Here is a 14,516-nt window from a genome sequence, read left to right on the forward strand (position 1 = left end):
GGCTTTAAACCAATTCTTTCTGGTAACAGTAACGCGAATGCTGGGAAAATTGCAGCAGCAAGGGTTAATCGGTCGAGATGACCATCTCGGCATTTAATTCTTAACAAAGGTGTTTTTGCGTCCGCCTCCGATTTGTTTGGCTGCAACCTTCCAGCAGTATAGCAAGCGACAGCCATTTGCATCTACATAATGCTGTCTAATATTAAAGCCCAAATCGAATTGCATCAGAATTGTCTGTCTTGATTTTCCTCGCCCTATCTACAGCAATACATTTGTAGCCGGAAAAGATATCATTAAGCGGTGCATCTATTTAGGACTAAACTCAATGGCTAACTCAACTCAAGAAACACCGCAACCAGACAAAAAAGAATTAGCTGACATCACAGCTAAACCTCAAGAACAACAAGAAGAACCGCCAAATAAGGGTGACGGGCGGAAATAGTCGATCGACTTTCATCTGTGACGATATAAATCTCGAATTGCCTTAAGAGCGCTGACTTCTTTTTTTCTCAAAATCAGTGTTCTTCCCTACAATACCGGTTCCTATAAATTGGTATTCTGCCAGTAGTTTTTAAGTAATAAACTAACCCGATTTTTGCCAAAAACCGGGTTAGTTTGCTATTGACAAATTATTCTGTTTGTGTATTGCCGTTGTTCGATCGCAACTTCGGCTTTCCTGGCTTTCCACGGAGGCCGTTTAAAGACACCACATCAGCCTCAGAACTCTCCCTCGCCACCCGAATCAGCAACCCCGACAACAACAAACTCGCCAACATCGAAGAACCCCCGTAACTAAAAAACGGCAGTGGCAAACCCGTAGTCGGCAAAACCCCCGTCGCCACCCCAATATTCAGCAGCGACTGTCCCACCATCACCACCATCGCCCCAATTGCCACCAACTGACTCTCACTATTTCGAGCCTTCATCGCTACCCTCAAAGCCACAGTAGAGTAAGCCGCCAACATCAGCAACAGTGAGAAACATCCCACCAAACCAAACTCCTCAGCAAACACAGCAAAAATAAAATCGCTGTACTGAATCGGCAGATAAAATAACTTTTGCTGCGACATCCCCAAGCCCACACCCCAAATGCCCCCAGAACCCACAGCCAGCAGACTTTGAATCAACTGATAACCGTCTTGCATCGGATCAGCCCAAGGATTGAGGAAAGACATAATCCGGCGGCGCTGATATTCCCTAAAACTAATACTTAAAACCGCCAAAAGCATTCCCCCCATAGCCGTTGCGCCCAACTGCAAGTAAGGCAAGCCCGCCGCCAAAGCCACCAACCACAAAGTCATCCCGCACAAAGCCGTGGTACTTAAATTTGGCTGCAACAAAATTCCCAAAAGCATCGCACCGAAAATTAACAGCCAAGTTAAGCGAACTTTATTCGTCAACCGGGACCAGTTGCCGAAAATGCGGGCGCTTTGGAGAATGAAAAACGGCTTGATCAACTCAGAAGGTTGAATAATCGGAACCGGGCCCAGAGATATCCAGCGAGTCGCCCCGTTGATTGTGGTTCCCACTCCCGGAACTAAGGTCAACCAGAGCAATCCTAGCAGCAATAAAACGCCCCACTGAGCTGTTTTCAGCAGGTAGCGCAGGGGGGAGTACACCATCAAGTTAAAACCGGCCAGCCCGATCGCGACTGCGATTAGCTGTCGTTTAAAATAATAAAGGCCGTCTCCAAATTCTGAATTTGCAATGGGATAGGAAGCCGAAAACAATGCTGTCAGCCCGACAAACAGCCAGAGAAAAGTCAGCCACCTCAGCCACCGGGCCTCAGCGGCCCATTGAGACGCGCTGGGGTCAAAAAAGGGAATCAAGCGTCGAATGTCATTAGCCATAGGATTTTAGAATGCTCTCAATAAACTCTAACAAAGATGGCTAAAGTACCAGATTGGTTAATTTACGCATTAATCTGTTCGCTATTATATGGTTTGTGGGGATTTTTTGGTAATTTAGCGACTAAGTATATTGACTACAAAACTGCTTTTGTTTATGAAGCAATTGGCGCTATTTTAACTACTCTATTTATTATTATCAAAACTAATAATTTTAGTTTTGAGGGAGATGTTAGGGGAATGTTGTTTGCGATGTTAGTTGGGGTTTGTGGCACGGTGGCCTCATTAGTATTTTTTATAGCCCTTGGCAAAGGTGAAGTTGCCAATGTAGTGAGTGTTACGTCTATCTACCCGCTGATTACTATATTATTATCGTCTTTATTCTTGAAAGAGGCTATTACATTACCACAAATGCTTGCTGTTTTGTTAGCGATAATCGCAGTTATACTTTCTGCTTATTGAAATATTTGTCAATGATTAAATTAACAACGGTGGGAGCATCTGACTTCTGCTATAACAACAAAAAAGAGGTCATAGCGACCTCTTACCCCTCTACTAATCCAGCTTCGGCTCTTAAAGTAGACCGGTATTAGCACCGGGCTTACCGGTAGCCAGTTGCACTTTAATAATTCTGCCGCCCATTTTCATAATTCTTTGCTGTTCCCGGAACCAGTTGTCGTAAGGAACGAGCTTAGTAAAATAGGTATTTTGCAATTCGCGCTGAGTGCGGATGCGGGTTTGACTTGGGACGCAAGCAGTCACCTTAAACATTCTCATGGGAAACTAACTCCTGAGTAGGTTTACAGATTATTAGATGGATTTTTTAAAGATTGAAGGCAGGGAGTTAGGAGTCAAAACTAGCTCGTTAAAACTCGTCGGGCTTTCTCGACAAGCCTTTGACGGTCTAGCAATCACTCTCAACTTCCCTGACCTCTTTTCAAAGCCAAAGGTAACAAGTCCAAAGTTAAAAGTTAAAAGAGGTAAGAAACAAATATTTTTCTTTCTTCCTTCTTCTTCCTTCTTCCTTCTTCCTTCTTCCTGAGTCTTAGCTCAAGCCAGAGCAGATGTAGTCGAAATAGACGCCCATTTCTTTACCAGCGTCAGAACCGACCAAACCGGCGGTGACTTCTTTCATTGCTTGGATTGCTTGTACGGTAGAACCGATGGGCACGCCCAAGGAGTTGTAGGTTTCTTTCAAACCGTTGAGCACGCGCTCATCGAGGATGGAAGGGTCGCCAGCTAGCATAGCGTAGGTGGCGTAGCGGAGGTAGTAGTCCAAGTCGCGGATGCAAGCTGCATAACGACGAGTGGTGTACATATTGCCGCCGGGACGAGTTACATCAGAGTACAACAGAGACTTAGCAACTGCTTCTTTGACGATTGTGGCTGCATTAGCGCTGATGGCGGTAGCGGCGCGGACGCGCAGTTCGCCAGAAGCAAAGTAGTTCTTGAGCTTGTCTAGAGCGCTGATGTCGAGGTACTTACCTTGAACGTCAGAGGAATTGATAACGGCGGTAATTGCGTCTTGCATGGTTGTCTTGTTTCCTAGAAAGTGGCTGAGTCAGTCCAATTTTGGAGCTAGAATTTGGAATTTGGGATTTGGGATTTAAGATTTTTAAGTGGCTGGTTATTTGCAATAGCTTTTAACTTGTTGCCGGCAACCCCCAATTTTTCAATCTAAAATCGAAAACCTAAAATCGAAATTCCTTACTGCATCGCACCGATAACGTAGTCGAAGTAAGAGGAAGCTTCGGAAGCATCTTCTCCAGACAGCAGCGAACTTGCTGCATTTTTCATAGCGCGAACGCCTTCGGCGACGGCTTCAATCGGGGTGCCGAGAGATTTGTACATTTCGCGGACGCCGACAATACCGATTTCTTCGATCGGAGTAATGTCGCCAGCTACGATTCCGTAGGTGATCAAACGCAGGTAGTAATCCATGTCGCGCAAGCAAGTTGCTGTCATTTCTTCGCCGTAAGCGTTGCCGCCGGGAGAAACAATATCAGGGCGCTTTTGGAAAAGTTGATCGCCTGCTTGCTTGACGATGCGTTCGCGGGATTCGCTCAAAATTTGGGCGATGCGGACGCGGCGTTCACCAGAGGTGACGAAGCTTTTGATCCGATCTAATTCACCTGGGCTCAGGTAGCGAGCTTCGGCGTCTGCGTTGACGATTGATTTGGTGACGATACTCATCTTGTGTGTACCCGCTGGATATTTTGCTATATGAACTGCTCTGCGCTGAGCTAGCGAAGGCGGGCGCTTGCGTCCCGTATCTTTCCTGCTCAGGCAGGAGCTTTGACGGGGAAGGCTGGACTTTCCACAGTCAGCAACTGTTGAAGTTGTTGGCGGGTGACTGCCTTCGGTGCTTAACGGCGCTGGTTCTTCACGCCGGTGCGGTTGTGAGTGCTCGCACTAAGCCTGTCGCTTACAATACCACAAATGACTGATGCGATCTTTAATCTACGATCGAGATTGCAGCAGGCCACTTAGTGGCGATCGAGTGACTGTCCGGCAGTGAGTAAGGATATTGCTCCTCTGACACAACTACCTCTCGCAAGTATTTTGAGGCATTATGTTCACATTCTGAGTGTTACTGTAATAGTTTGTAATATTCCTTTTCATTTTTGGACACCCGCTGGGGTCTTGTAAGTTAAAATTTCACAGTTAAAAAATAGCTAAAATTATCTTGCAGCAATGGTTACAGGCGATCGAGCATTGAGCGGGAATTGTGACGGGCGACGGCGCAACCCTCAAAGACTTTTCTCTTAGAGGGAAGCGAGACAGGCGGGAGATGGGGGGAGACAGGCGGGAGACAGGCGGGGAGAGGTGCGATCGTCTCACATCTTGCACCATTCTCAATAAGTCTTGGGCGGGCGGGCTCTGGGGCCCAACCCCTACTCCCCGCAAGAAAACTCACTCTTTGTGTTTGTGGAACAGGCCCGAAAGCCTGTTCTCGATCGCGATGCCAGATATAAGATCATCGGAAATCATGACTTTCGAGCTTGTAGCTAGATTTGACTCTCACTTTTAATCTGGTGCGCCGTGAAAAGAAATCTATCAGCCCTTAAAAAAGCTTTGCAGTTTGGGATTAGCGGTGCTGTCGGCGGTTTCGTCGGCAATCTAATCACCGAACCTTTCATGCAGCGACTCACTGGTTCGGCATCTTTTTCTGATAGTGTATTGTCCACAGCTCGCTGGTTTGGATTGGTAGGCGGTGGTATTGCTACGGCTATCATGTTCGGCTATTATTACTATATCAAAGGTAAGCCTCAAATTAAACAGGCTTTAAAAAATGGCGGATTGTTTGGTTTAATAGCAGGAGCGATTTCTGGGGCGATCGCCGAAGGTATTTACAGCGGGATTGGCGACGGAAACAACGAATTATTGCGAGTAATTTGCTGGGGAATAGCGGGCAGTTTGTTAGGACTTGGACTTGCACAGCGGATTCCTAATTTGGGGGCGCTTCGCGGCCTGGGAGGCGGCGGTGTTGGGGGTGTGTTGGGCGGCTGTTTGTTTATTCTGTTTGCTTATAATTTATCGGGTAATGCTGACCCTTTAGCTCAATGTGCAGGCCGTTTAGCTGGGTGTGCTGCGATCGGTTTTTGGATTGGCATTATGTTGGTTGTAGCTGAAACTTTGTTCAACAAAGCTTGGCTGGTAATTAGTTACGATACCGGAGCAAATCGCACTCTCACTCTGGGATCGGAACCGATAACTTTTGGCAGTGATGAAAATTTGTCTATTATCTGCATTCCTAATGTTTCGCCCTTGGCTATGCGGTTTCAATTGGAAGCAGGTCAAATTGTTTGCGAGAATGTTGATAGCGGGGCCGTGAGTTATTTGCGATCGGGCGACCAAAAGAAAATCGGCAACTGTACAATTACAGTAGGAAACTCTGACTTACCAGCCCCAACACTAACAAATATTCCACCTACCTTTATATCAGCTCAGCCCGCAGTAAATTCTTTTACCAGCAGCCAATTTTCCCTGAAATTAGGCAGTCGAGTTATTCCTCTGAGTGCGGGAAATCAACTATTCACCTCTGACATACCGAGTTTAACAGCCGCAGCATCTAACGGTCTTGTAGCTATAGTCACTTCTCGATCGAGAGACGAGCTTTCGTTAGGATTGACGAATTTGTGCGATCGCGCTTGGTGGGTTACAGACATTCAAGGCGATATAAAAATGGTAGAACCTGAAACTACCCTGACTTTGGCGTTGGGAACTAAAATCGAATTCGGTGAATTAGACGGCGAGATTGTGTAAGTAAGCGAGTACAAACTGAGATATTGCACCATTGTCAATAAACCTTTCATGGGCGGGCAGGATGCCCACCCCACAATAAAATTTCCTCTTTGTGGAACGGGCATCTTGCCCGTTCTTAACGGGATCTCCCGCCCACCCCACAATAAAGTTTAGTCTGTGTGGAACGGGCATCTTGCCCGTTCTTAACAATAATTCAAGCAGAACTGCCACTAACTCCATTAATTACAGCCGCACCAATCAGATGAGCCAAACGCAAAGCTTCAGGAACTTTACCAGTGTCTGTCAAACGCTGAAGCACCCTCGCTATTACTTCTGGTTTTTCGCCACAAACTTGAAAAAAGAAAGGTTCAAAAGCGTGAATTTTTCCGGCGCGGCGCAACAATTCTAAACGGTATTCCGAGTCGGGTAAATGGCGGAGGGCTTTTTCAACAGCATCTAAATCTGGTTGGCGGCGCATGACAGCAACGCAAGGAATTTGCAGCCGCGATGCTAACTCAGGAAGGTCAATAATATTGAAGCCGCCGAAAGCAATTCCGTCGAGCAAAACGAGATGCAATTGCGGCAGAAATTTGCCTCCGAGGAGTAGGTCAGAAATAGCATCTGTGGCATCTAATCCGTCGGGGAAAACTTGTCCCCAGACCATTCCTTCAAATCGAGTTCCCCCGCAGACTATGCCTGCGATCGACACCAGACTGCCGCTTGTCCGAGAAAACGGAGCGTCGTCAAAGCCAATAACCTTAATTGTGCGATCGAGCCTCAGCAAATCTGCCAGTTTCAACTTGTGGAGTTCCCTAAACTAAAGTTTTTGAGATTAGCTTGTGTTTTACATAGTATCATATACGTTAAATAGCTCATTACTAAAAAGGTTTTAGACAATTGGCAAAAAAATACGTAGCAGCGATCGACCAAGGAACCACCAGCACCAGATTTATCATATTCGATCGCCGGGGACAGATAATTTGCAGCAACCAACAAGAACACCAGCAAATCTATCCCCAACCAGGATGGGTGGAACACAATCCCGAGGAAATTTGGCAGCGCACCCAAAGCGTGATTAAAAATGCCCTCGAAATCGGCAAAATCGACCCGAAAGATATTGCTGCACTCGGTATTACCAACCAGCGCGAAACAACAATTGTTTGGGATCGAAACACTGGCAAGCCTTACGGCAATGCGATTGTTTGGCAAGATACCCGCACTCGCTTTATTTGCGAGCAATTAGCTGAATTTGAGGGCAAAGATCGATTTCGAGAACGATGCGGTTTGCCGCTGACAACTTATTTCAGCGGGCCGAAAATTAAGTGGATGCTGGACAATATTCCAGGATTGCGGGAAGCTGCAAATCAAGGGGATGCGATTTTTGGCAATGTCGATACTTTTTTGATTTGGCACCTGACTGGCGGCGCGCACATTACCGATGTTACCAACGCCAGCCGCACGATGCTAATGGATTTGCAAACCCTCGATTGGGATGCCGAAACTTTAGAAATAATGGCAATTCCCCGCCAGATGCTGCCTGAAATTCGCCCTTCGAGTCAAGTTTTTGGAACTGCAAAAGGATTGCTTGCAGGTGTTCCAATTGCTGCTGCTTTGGGGGATCAGCAGGCCGCCCTCGTCGGCCAAACTTGTTTCAGTCCGGGGGAGGCGAAAAATACTTACGGTACGGGCTGTTTTATGCTGCTAAATACCGGTGAGGCGATCGTCCCTTCAAAAAACGGGTTACTAACAACAGTCGCCTACAAGATGGGGGAATCGCCCGCTGTGTATGCTTTGGAAGGCAGTATTGCCCTCGCCGGAGCTTTAGTGCAGTGGCTGCGGGACAATTTGGGCATCATCAACACATCTGCGGAAGTAGAAACATTAGCAAATACCGTCGAAGATAGCGGCGGAGTTTACATTGTCCCGGCATTTTCTGGACTCTACGCGCCCTATTGGAAAGATAGCGCCCGGGGAGTAATTGCAGGTTTAACTCGCTACGTGACTAAGGCACACATTGCCCGCGCAGTATTGGAAGCGACAGCGTGGCAAACGCGGGAAATATTGGACGCTATGAATCAGGATTCTGCAGTGCAGCTTTTGTCTTTAAAAGTAGACGGAGGAATGGTGGGAAATCACACGCTGATGCAGTTTCAGAGTGATGTTTTGGGAGTGCCTGTGGTGCGGCCTGTGGTAGCAGAAACTACTGCACTCGGTGCGGCTTATGCGGCCGGTTTGGCGGTGGGTTTTTGGAGTCAGCTAGCCGAATTGCGCGATAATTGGGCGGTGGATTGTACTTGGGAACCGAAAATGCCGATCGCACTTCGCGAGCAAAAATATCGCTTTTGGAAAAAAGCAGTTTCCCGGACATTCGATTGGGAAGAATGAATCGCTGAGTCAACCCCAAAAATGCGTACTTAGTGATATCATTAAATTATGCACTATTTTTCAAATGGCAAATAAATGATTTCGCTAAATAACTTAAAAAAATTTCTCAGCGCCTTTCTATTGATACTGACACTGGCCTTTGTAGAAATCGCCACTAATTCGCCAATGGCCCTAGCAGATACAGCGACAAATCCTACAGCAGCCGAAGTCTTCAGCGCCAACTGTGCAGGTTGTCACATCAACGGCGGCAACATTATCAGGCGTGGCAAAAACCTGAAACAAAAAGCATTAAAAAAATACGGCATGGATTCCCTCGCCAACATTTCCAACTTAGTAACCAACGGTAAAGGTATTATGCCCGCTTACAAAGATCGTTTGTCGGAACAACAAATTATCGATGTTTCAGCTTACGTGCTATCCCAAGCTGAAACCGATTGGAAATAAACCAGACTATGTACATTGTAAGATTAGGTTTAGCGCCTAACTTTAGGAAACCAAGCCGAGGTATAATGTAGGGGCAGGTTTAGCGCGTAACTTGGTCATCGATGAATAATCTTTATACAAAACCTGCCTGCTTCTTGTCTTTTATTATTCATCCCTTAATAATCTCAATACAAACCTGTTTTTTTTATTTAGCTAAAAAAGTGTAAATTATTGGAGGTATTGCAAGTTGAAAAAATATTATTGTTGGCGTAGAACTTTAACTATTATTAGCTTGTGCTTGTATCTAATCTTAGCGGTTAGCCCGCCCGCTTTTGCGTCGATTCACAAATATCCAGAAACTGCTGAGACAGTAATGTTCCGATCCGTACAAAGCCTGCGTGATACAGACGATAAAGCATGGCAAGTTGTTTTGTACAAGCGAGTCAAGTCGGGAGTAGTAAAGTCTTTAAATCTGAGATTAGTAGGATTCCCCGGAACAGAATTGCAGCATCCTGTTCCGCTGAAAGTTGCTGCGGGCAAGCGCGAAATTGGCAATGCTAATGATATTTGGAACGAGTCGGGTTTGCCAATTAATGTCGGAGAATACGATTTCAAATCAATAATTACACAATTGGAAAGTAATCGACCTTTGCTGTTGAGTTTGCCTGTGAAAAATCTAAAAGAAACAGAATTGCTGGTTCCTCCTTTTGCTGTCAGAGAATGGCGGCTGTTGTTAGACAGAAACTAAATATACCGATTTAAGCGCACTCTACATTTAAAATCCATACAATTTGCACTCTTACAAATCGTTATGTTTAAATTATGCCTTAAGGTAGATTTAACGTAATTGAAGAATAATAGAGTAGGGCAAAAACTAAATAGCTCAACTTAATCGCACTGTACATTTAAAATAGCTAAAGCTTCAGGGATGTATCAAAAATAACTTTATTTACATAAACCTTAAGGTAGATTTAACCTATTTTAAGGGTAATTATGAAACAAACTAAAAGCTGAGTTAGTCGGGTGACAAAACTTCAGTGTTTTAACGTAGGTGTATTCAGGGTGAAGCTACTATGACTTTAATCAGTAAAATTGTCCGAAAAGCTTTGGCAACAGGTTACTTAACGGTTGAGGCCGAAGAACAGTTGCGACAGCAGTTGCAGATGACCAAGTATGGTTTAGAAGATTTTGACGCTTTTATTAATTTGCAGAAAGAGGTTATGGAAGGTCGGGTGAAACAGCAAGCTTTGGAATTGTTACGATCGCGCAAATGTTCTGCCACGGCTTGAATCCCGTTCGATCGACCTTTTGGATAAAATAAGGTCGATCGACCTTCGTATGTCGATCGGTCTTTCGGGCGCGGACTCTGGCGGCCACCCCACAATAAAATTCACTCTTTGTGGAACAGGCCGGAAAGCCTGTTCATAAAAATGATACGCCAAGCCTGGAAAAATGTTTCTACTGCATTCCTAGCTGTCGCCTTAACGCTTCTGGAACATCAAGGGCTGTATCCAAACCTCGAACATTCTCCCAGTTTGTATTTTCGTTCCATTTGACATCGCCAAGAGGGCGATCACTGAGGTTTTCGTCGCCGAGCTTTGCGCCACTGAGGTTTGCGCCACTGAGGTTTGCGCCACTGAGGTTTGCGCGGCTGAGGTTTGCGCCGTTGAGGTTGGCGCCGCTGAGGTTGGCGCCGCTGAGGTTTGCGCGGCTGAGGTTTGCGTCGTAGAGGTATGCGTCGCTGAGGTTTGCGCCGCTGAGGTTTGCGTGGATGAGGAATAAGCTGTGGAGGAATGCGCCGCTGAGGTCTGCGCCACTGAGGTTTGCGCCGTGGAGGTCTGCGCCACTGAGGTTTGCGCGGCTGAGGTCTGCGCCACTGAGAAATCTCCCAACTGTTGTGAGAAAGCCAAAATACCCAATACAACAGCTATAACCCATAAGACGCAACAACCGCTTTGCATCGTGAAGTTTACCTTCAGCATTAGGTTTCCCACAAGGATAAAACACCATTTTGTCTTTGAATTCAGGTGTCTCCTGACCGTAACGATGCAACTCCAACAGCAAAATCATCACATTCAAACCAGCATAAACATCTATTTGTCGCTGTCCCAATTCTTGAGTTTTCAATTGTTCTCGCAGTAGACGCATCTTCTTCTGAGGCAAGCTTTCCGGCAGCATATCAATAAACTCCCCCTCGCACCACCGCAGATAAAAATATTCCAAACGCTGGAATAACTCCACAGGGCGAAACAGGCTTTCCTTCCCTGCAACAGCCGGAGTTGTTAACAACCCCATCAAATATTCCACAATTTCTTCCGTCAGCGCCCCATAACCCAACAAATCATAAATTTCCCAGTCCATCTGAGAGTCTTGAGTATTAAATCCTCTACCTTTCTTTCCCGGTTCCGTCCACTCTTCCAGACTTTCTTTCAACCGTTCCGCACACAGAAATTCACCAAAACTCTTGTGTACAAACTCCACAGAACCTTCTTTACTGCCTTGCTGAAGATAAAAAACCGCCAAAGCATTTCTTAGAGGATTATCGTCAATCCGTTTTTGTGCTTCTTCAAGTAATGCTTTAACCGAGTTGTCTTCTCTCAATCGTTCCTCAATCATCGCTACAGGAGCGCATTCCCCTCCCGACTGCACCACGCACAACCCTGCTTCTGTCAGGATGCGCCGCAAATCCTCTGTTTCCAATTCTGTCAAATTGCGATTGAGCAATTTAGACCGCTGTTCTGTGAGTACCCAATTCACAGCTTGGTTGTAAATTAAAATTTTTGCTTGAGTGCTGTTAGTTCCTTGAAAATTTTCAAGTTTCAACGTTTCGTCTCGGTGCATTGCCACTAACAGATAAAGCAAGAGTGGCTCTCGCGACAGTTCTGATTTTACATTTTCTGGACAGCATTTATCTTGCAAAAATTGCTGAAAACCTGCGGTTTTTTCCGCCCCAAATTGGGCTTCCCACTTTCTCAACCACTGTTGCTGTAGTCTGTCATCCATTACCTGAATTTCGACTCGCTCTAGGTTGTCCGCCATTTGCCTTTCAATCCCTTGCAAAGCTAAAGTTCTCCCAGTAATCAAAACCCGGTGTCCCATTTCCGAATTCTGATCGCAGTCCCGCTGAAATTGCCCTACTTGCTTGAGAAATTGGTCTAAACCCCCGCTGCTTCTCCCTTCCATCAGCAACTCATCAAAACCATCCAAGAAAAACAAATATCGCGTGTTTCGATCCGTCAACCATCCGTCATCGTTAGCAAAACCAGCATTAACTGCTTCTTTCAGCGTCTCTCGAAAACTCTTTTGCAATTTGGGAATATCTCTCAGTCGAATTAACACGGGCGTCCAAACTGGATGCAAATTTTGCCGCACCCAGTCAGCAAACATCCGACAAAAAACGCTTTTTCCGCGTCCGGGCCCAGCTTCGACAAACATCACCCGATTTTGTTTCTTTTCATCTGCAAGCAAGTCTTTTGCCCAAGTTTCTAAATCCAAAGCTTGTGCATCATTTATGGGCTTCCCATTTGCATCAATTGGCTTTGCCTCCAGAGGCACGTAGATATCCTTAAATGAAAAATTTTCTTCAAATACAGGTTCTAGGGGTAGAGAGGCAATCTGTTCTTGCAGGTATTTGTCAATGCTGTGATATTTCTCCTGTTCCTCGCGCCATTCGCTGATAGAAGGCTGTCCCAGATGTTTCATGGCATCGCCGGAAACTGCCCAAGCTTCGATTAAATAGCGGTGAGTATTAGCAGCAACTCTCTTTGTCAAAATTTGAGCTTCATCGGCATTTAGTCCCGCTTGTTGCAGCCGCTGTGACAGCACTAGGTTAAATTCCGTGGCTAACATCGAATCGCCGAAGCAAATAACCGTTTTTGTGGCTGCTTTATCGCTAAATTCCAAATCCGCCAATTTCTTAAGTAACTGCTGGACTTTATCGGAAACAGGAGTTTGCCCGATGCGATTTAACAAACTTGCGTCTTGTTCAAGAAACTCCTTAAAACTTTCCAGATAAGCCGCCTGACTGACGAGGAAAATGCACTCAGCTAAAGTCGGCTGCTGTTGAGCTTTTTCGATAAAAAACGCCAGCAGTTTTGCCGCAATCCCGATAAATGGCAATCCACTTCCCACAACTTGAGCTAAGGGAGAGTTCAGAACCTCTAGCAGCAAGTTGCTATTATTGTCCAGCCCTTGTTCTTTGAACATTTTTGCCACTTCTGCGGCTGTTTTCCCTGCTTCTCCGATTCCCTCCGCTGCTTCGGCGGAACACAGTTCTTTGATATCAGTATTTAATAATTTCCAAATGCGATTTGCCATTTTTACTTGCCCTATTTCAGAAGAGAGAATCTGAGAAAATCTACATTGAACTCTGTAAGCATTCCGTAGTTCGTCGCCACAAATCTGTTCTCAAACTAATAATTAGAAAAGATTAACTCTCTTTTACCTTGACAAAACTACAACAATCCGCAATAATAGTAGATTGTCTGTCTAAATCCGGCTCGGATCAGGTTAAGACATTCCAAAAGCTGGAGAGCAGTCAGCAGTCAAAAGTCCACAACGACCAATGACCAATGACTCATCAGCTACCTGTACGGCAATTTCAACCACCATCCCATGACTTACGCAATCATTGAAACCGGCGGCAAACAATTTCGGGTAGAACCAGGCCGCTTCTACGACATCGAACTGCTTCACGTCGAAGCTGAATCCAAAGTCACCATAGACAAAGTATTTCTGATCCAGCACGAAGGCGAGGTTCATATCGGCCAGCCTCTACTAGAAAATGCCACTGTAGAAGGAACGGTTCTCCGGCATTTCCGGGGCCGCAAAGTCCTCGTCTACAAGATGAAGCCGAAAAAGAAAACTCGGAAGAAAAAAGGGCACCGTCAAGAAACAACTCGCTTTATGATTGACTCGATTAGCGTCAACGGTACAGTGTTAGCCGCCAGAGACTTAACTGCAGCAGTTGTTGAAACCCCCCAAACCGCCGAAACTGATTCAGAATAAAAAATAGTAAATACAGTTGAGGATATTATGGCCCACAAGAAAGGTACAGGCAGTACACGTAACGGACGCGATTCTAATTCTCAGCGTCTGGGTGTCAAAAAATACGGCGGTCAAGTTGTCAAAGCTGGCAACATTTTGATCCGTCAACGCGGCACTAAAGTTCACCCTGGTAATAATGTTGGTATCGGCAGAGATGATACTCTGTTTGCCATGATTGACGGTGTGGTGACTTTTGAAAGAAAAGGCAAAACTCGCAAGAAAGTCAGCATTTATCCTGTTGTAGCAGCACCTGTGGCTGAGCCCGTGGCGGAACCTGTCGCAGTTTAATTGCGATATTTTGGGGCGTTGCTTAAGTCTCTTTTGTTTGTCTCAAAGTCTCGATCCCCCCTAGCCCCCCTTAATAAGGGGGGGACAAGATTTTTCTTAAAGTCCCTCTTAATTAATGGGATTTAGGGGGACAAGATTCTTCTCAAAGTCCCTCTTAATTAACGGGATTTAGAGAGACAATATTCTTCTCAAAGTCCCCCTTATTAAGCTATGCCTTACTCACATCTTTCTTAACAAAGGTGCTCCGGCTTCAGCCGGAGCCGTCCGGGCGCTGGCTGCCTT

At 45.7% G+C, this 14,516-nt stretch carries 15 protein-coding genes; 9 read left to right on the plus strand and 6 right to left on the minus strand.

All coding sequences use genetic code 11. The annotated features are described in order from the left end of the window. Positions 1–37: 37 nt before the first annotated feature. Positions 38–97, plus strand: coding sequence for a hypothetical protein (locus tag QUA04_RS19845; protein WP_333259625.1), 60 nt, complete (start codon positions 38–40; stop codon positions 95–97). 532 nt (positions 98–629) lie between these two features. On the opposite strand, the gene QUA04_RS19850 is transcribed toward QUA04_RS19845, so the two are convergent. Beyond that, the gene (locus tag QUA04_RS19850) at positions 630–1,850 is read right to left on the minus strand and encodes an FtsW/RodA/SpoVE family cell cycle protein (protein WP_333259600.1); all 1,221 of its coding nucleotides are present in this window, start codon (positions 1,848–1,850) and stop codon (positions 630–632) included. Between the two features lie 36 nt (positions 1,851–1,886). Here QUA04_RS19850 and QUA04_RS19855 point away from each other — a divergent pair, with 36 nt between their 5' ends. Then, positions 1,887–2,309 (plus strand): EamA family transporter, encoded by a 423-nt coding sequence (locus QUA04_RS19855; RefSeq protein WP_333259602.1) that lies wholly within the window; start codon positions 1,887–1,889, stop codon positions 2,307–2,309. Positions 2,310–2,420: 111 nt separating this feature from the next. Here the strand turns inward: QUA04_RS19855 and QUA04_RS19860 are convergent, their stop codons facing one another. The 3 genes from QUA04_RS19860 to apcA all read right to left on the minus strand — a co-directional run bounded on the left by QUA04_RS19860 (position 2,421) and on the right by apcA (position 4,040). Next, positions 2,421–2,624, minus strand: a complete 204-nt coding sequence (locus tag QUA04_RS19860; RefSeq protein WP_006634929.1) for a phycobilisome linker polypeptide — start codon at positions 2,622–2,624, stop codon at positions 2,421–2,423. Between the two features lie 268 nt (positions 2,625–2,892). Beyond that, positions 2,893–3,378: an allophycocyanin subunit beta gene (gene apcB, locus QUA04_RS19865; protein WP_006634930.1), complete on the minus strand. Its 486-nt coding sequence runs from the start codon at positions 3,376–3,378 to the stop codon at positions 2,893–2,895. A 176-nt stretch (positions 3,379–3,554) separates the two neighbouring features. Then, the gene (apcA, locus tag QUA04_RS19870) at positions 3,555–4,040 is read right to left on the minus strand and encodes an allophycocyanin subunit alpha (RefSeq protein WP_333036136.1); all 486 of its coding nucleotides are present in this window, start codon (positions 4,038–4,040) and stop codon (positions 3,555–3,557) included. 849 nt (positions 4,041–4,889) lie between these two features. Between apcA and QUA04_RS19875 the strand changes: the two genes are divergently transcribed. Continuing rightward, positions 4,890–6,113, plus strand: a complete 1,224-nt coding sequence (locus QUA04_RS19875; RefSeq protein ID WP_333259605.1) for a hypothetical protein — start codon at positions 4,890–4,892, stop codon at positions 6,111–6,113. A 193-nt stretch (positions 6,114–6,306) separates the two neighbouring features. Here QUA04_RS19875 and QUA04_RS19880 read toward each other — a convergent pair whose 3' ends face one another. Next, on the minus strand, positions 6,307–6,891 hold the full coding sequence (locus tag QUA04_RS19880) for an endonuclease dU (RefSeq protein WP_333259608.1): 585 nt from the start codon (positions 6,889–6,891) through the stop codon (positions 6,307–6,309). A gap of 98 nt (positions 6,892–6,989) precedes the next feature. On the opposite strand from QUA04_RS19880, the gene glpK reads away from it, so the two are divergent. The 4 genes from glpK (at position 6,990) to QUA04_RS19900 (ending at position 10,189) form a co-directional block, all read left to right on the plus strand. Next, positions 6,990–8,477 carry a glycerol kinase GlpK gene (glpK, locus tag QUA04_RS19885; RefSeq protein WP_333259611.1) on the plus strand — a complete coding sequence of 496 codons (1,488 nt, stop codon included), beginning with the start codon at positions 6,990–6,992 and terminating at the stop codon, positions 8,475–8,477. Between the two features lie 75 nt (positions 8,478–8,552). Continuing rightward, a complete protein-coding gene (locus tag QUA04_RS19890; protein WP_333259613.1) occupies positions 8,553–8,921 on the plus strand; it encodes a c-type cytochrome in 369 nt (122 codons plus the stop codon). A 277-nt stretch (positions 8,922–9,198) separates the two neighbouring features. Next, positions 9,199–9,648, plus strand: a complete 450-nt coding sequence (locus QUA04_RS19895) for a DUF3122 domain-containing protein (protein WP_333259628.1) — start codon at positions 9,199–9,201, stop codon at positions 9,646–9,648. A 325-nt stretch (positions 9,649–9,973) separates the two neighbouring features. Further along, positions 9,974–10,189 carry a hypothetical protein gene (locus QUA04_RS19900; RefSeq protein WP_333145179.1) on the plus strand — a complete coding sequence of 72 codons (216 nt, stop codon included), beginning with the start codon at positions 9,974–9,976 and terminating at the stop codon, positions 10,187–10,189. A 169-nt stretch (positions 10,190–10,358) separates the two neighbouring features. On the opposite strand, the gene QUA04_RS19905 is transcribed toward QUA04_RS19900, so the two are convergent. Then, positions 10,359–13,217, minus strand: coding sequence for a pentapeptide repeat-containing protein (locus QUA04_RS19905; protein ID WP_333259616.1), 2,859 nt, complete (start codon positions 13,215–13,217; stop codon positions 10,359–10,361). A gap of 297 nt (positions 13,218–13,514) precedes the next feature. On the opposite strand from QUA04_RS19905, the gene rplU reads away from it, so the two are divergent. Next, the gene (gene rplU, locus QUA04_RS19910) at positions 13,515–13,907 is read left to right on the plus strand and encodes a 50S ribosomal protein L21 (RefSeq protein WP_172190164.1); all 393 of its coding nucleotides are present in this window, start codon (positions 13,515–13,517) and stop codon (positions 13,905–13,907) included. A 27-nt stretch (positions 13,908–13,934) separates the two neighbouring features. Then, the gene (rpmA, locus tag QUA04_RS19915; RefSeq protein WP_333259619.1) at positions 13,935–14,234 is read left to right on the plus strand and encodes a 50S ribosomal protein L27; all 300 of its coding nucleotides are present in this window, start codon (positions 13,935–13,937) and stop codon (positions 14,232–14,234) included. Positions 14,235–14,516 lie beyond the last annotated feature (282 nt).

This window comes from Microcoleus sp. S13_C5, from assembly GCF_036700845.1.
Taxonomy (GTDB): domain Bacteria; phylum Cyanobacteriota; class Cyanobacteriia; order Cyanobacteriales; family Microcoleaceae; genus Microcoleus.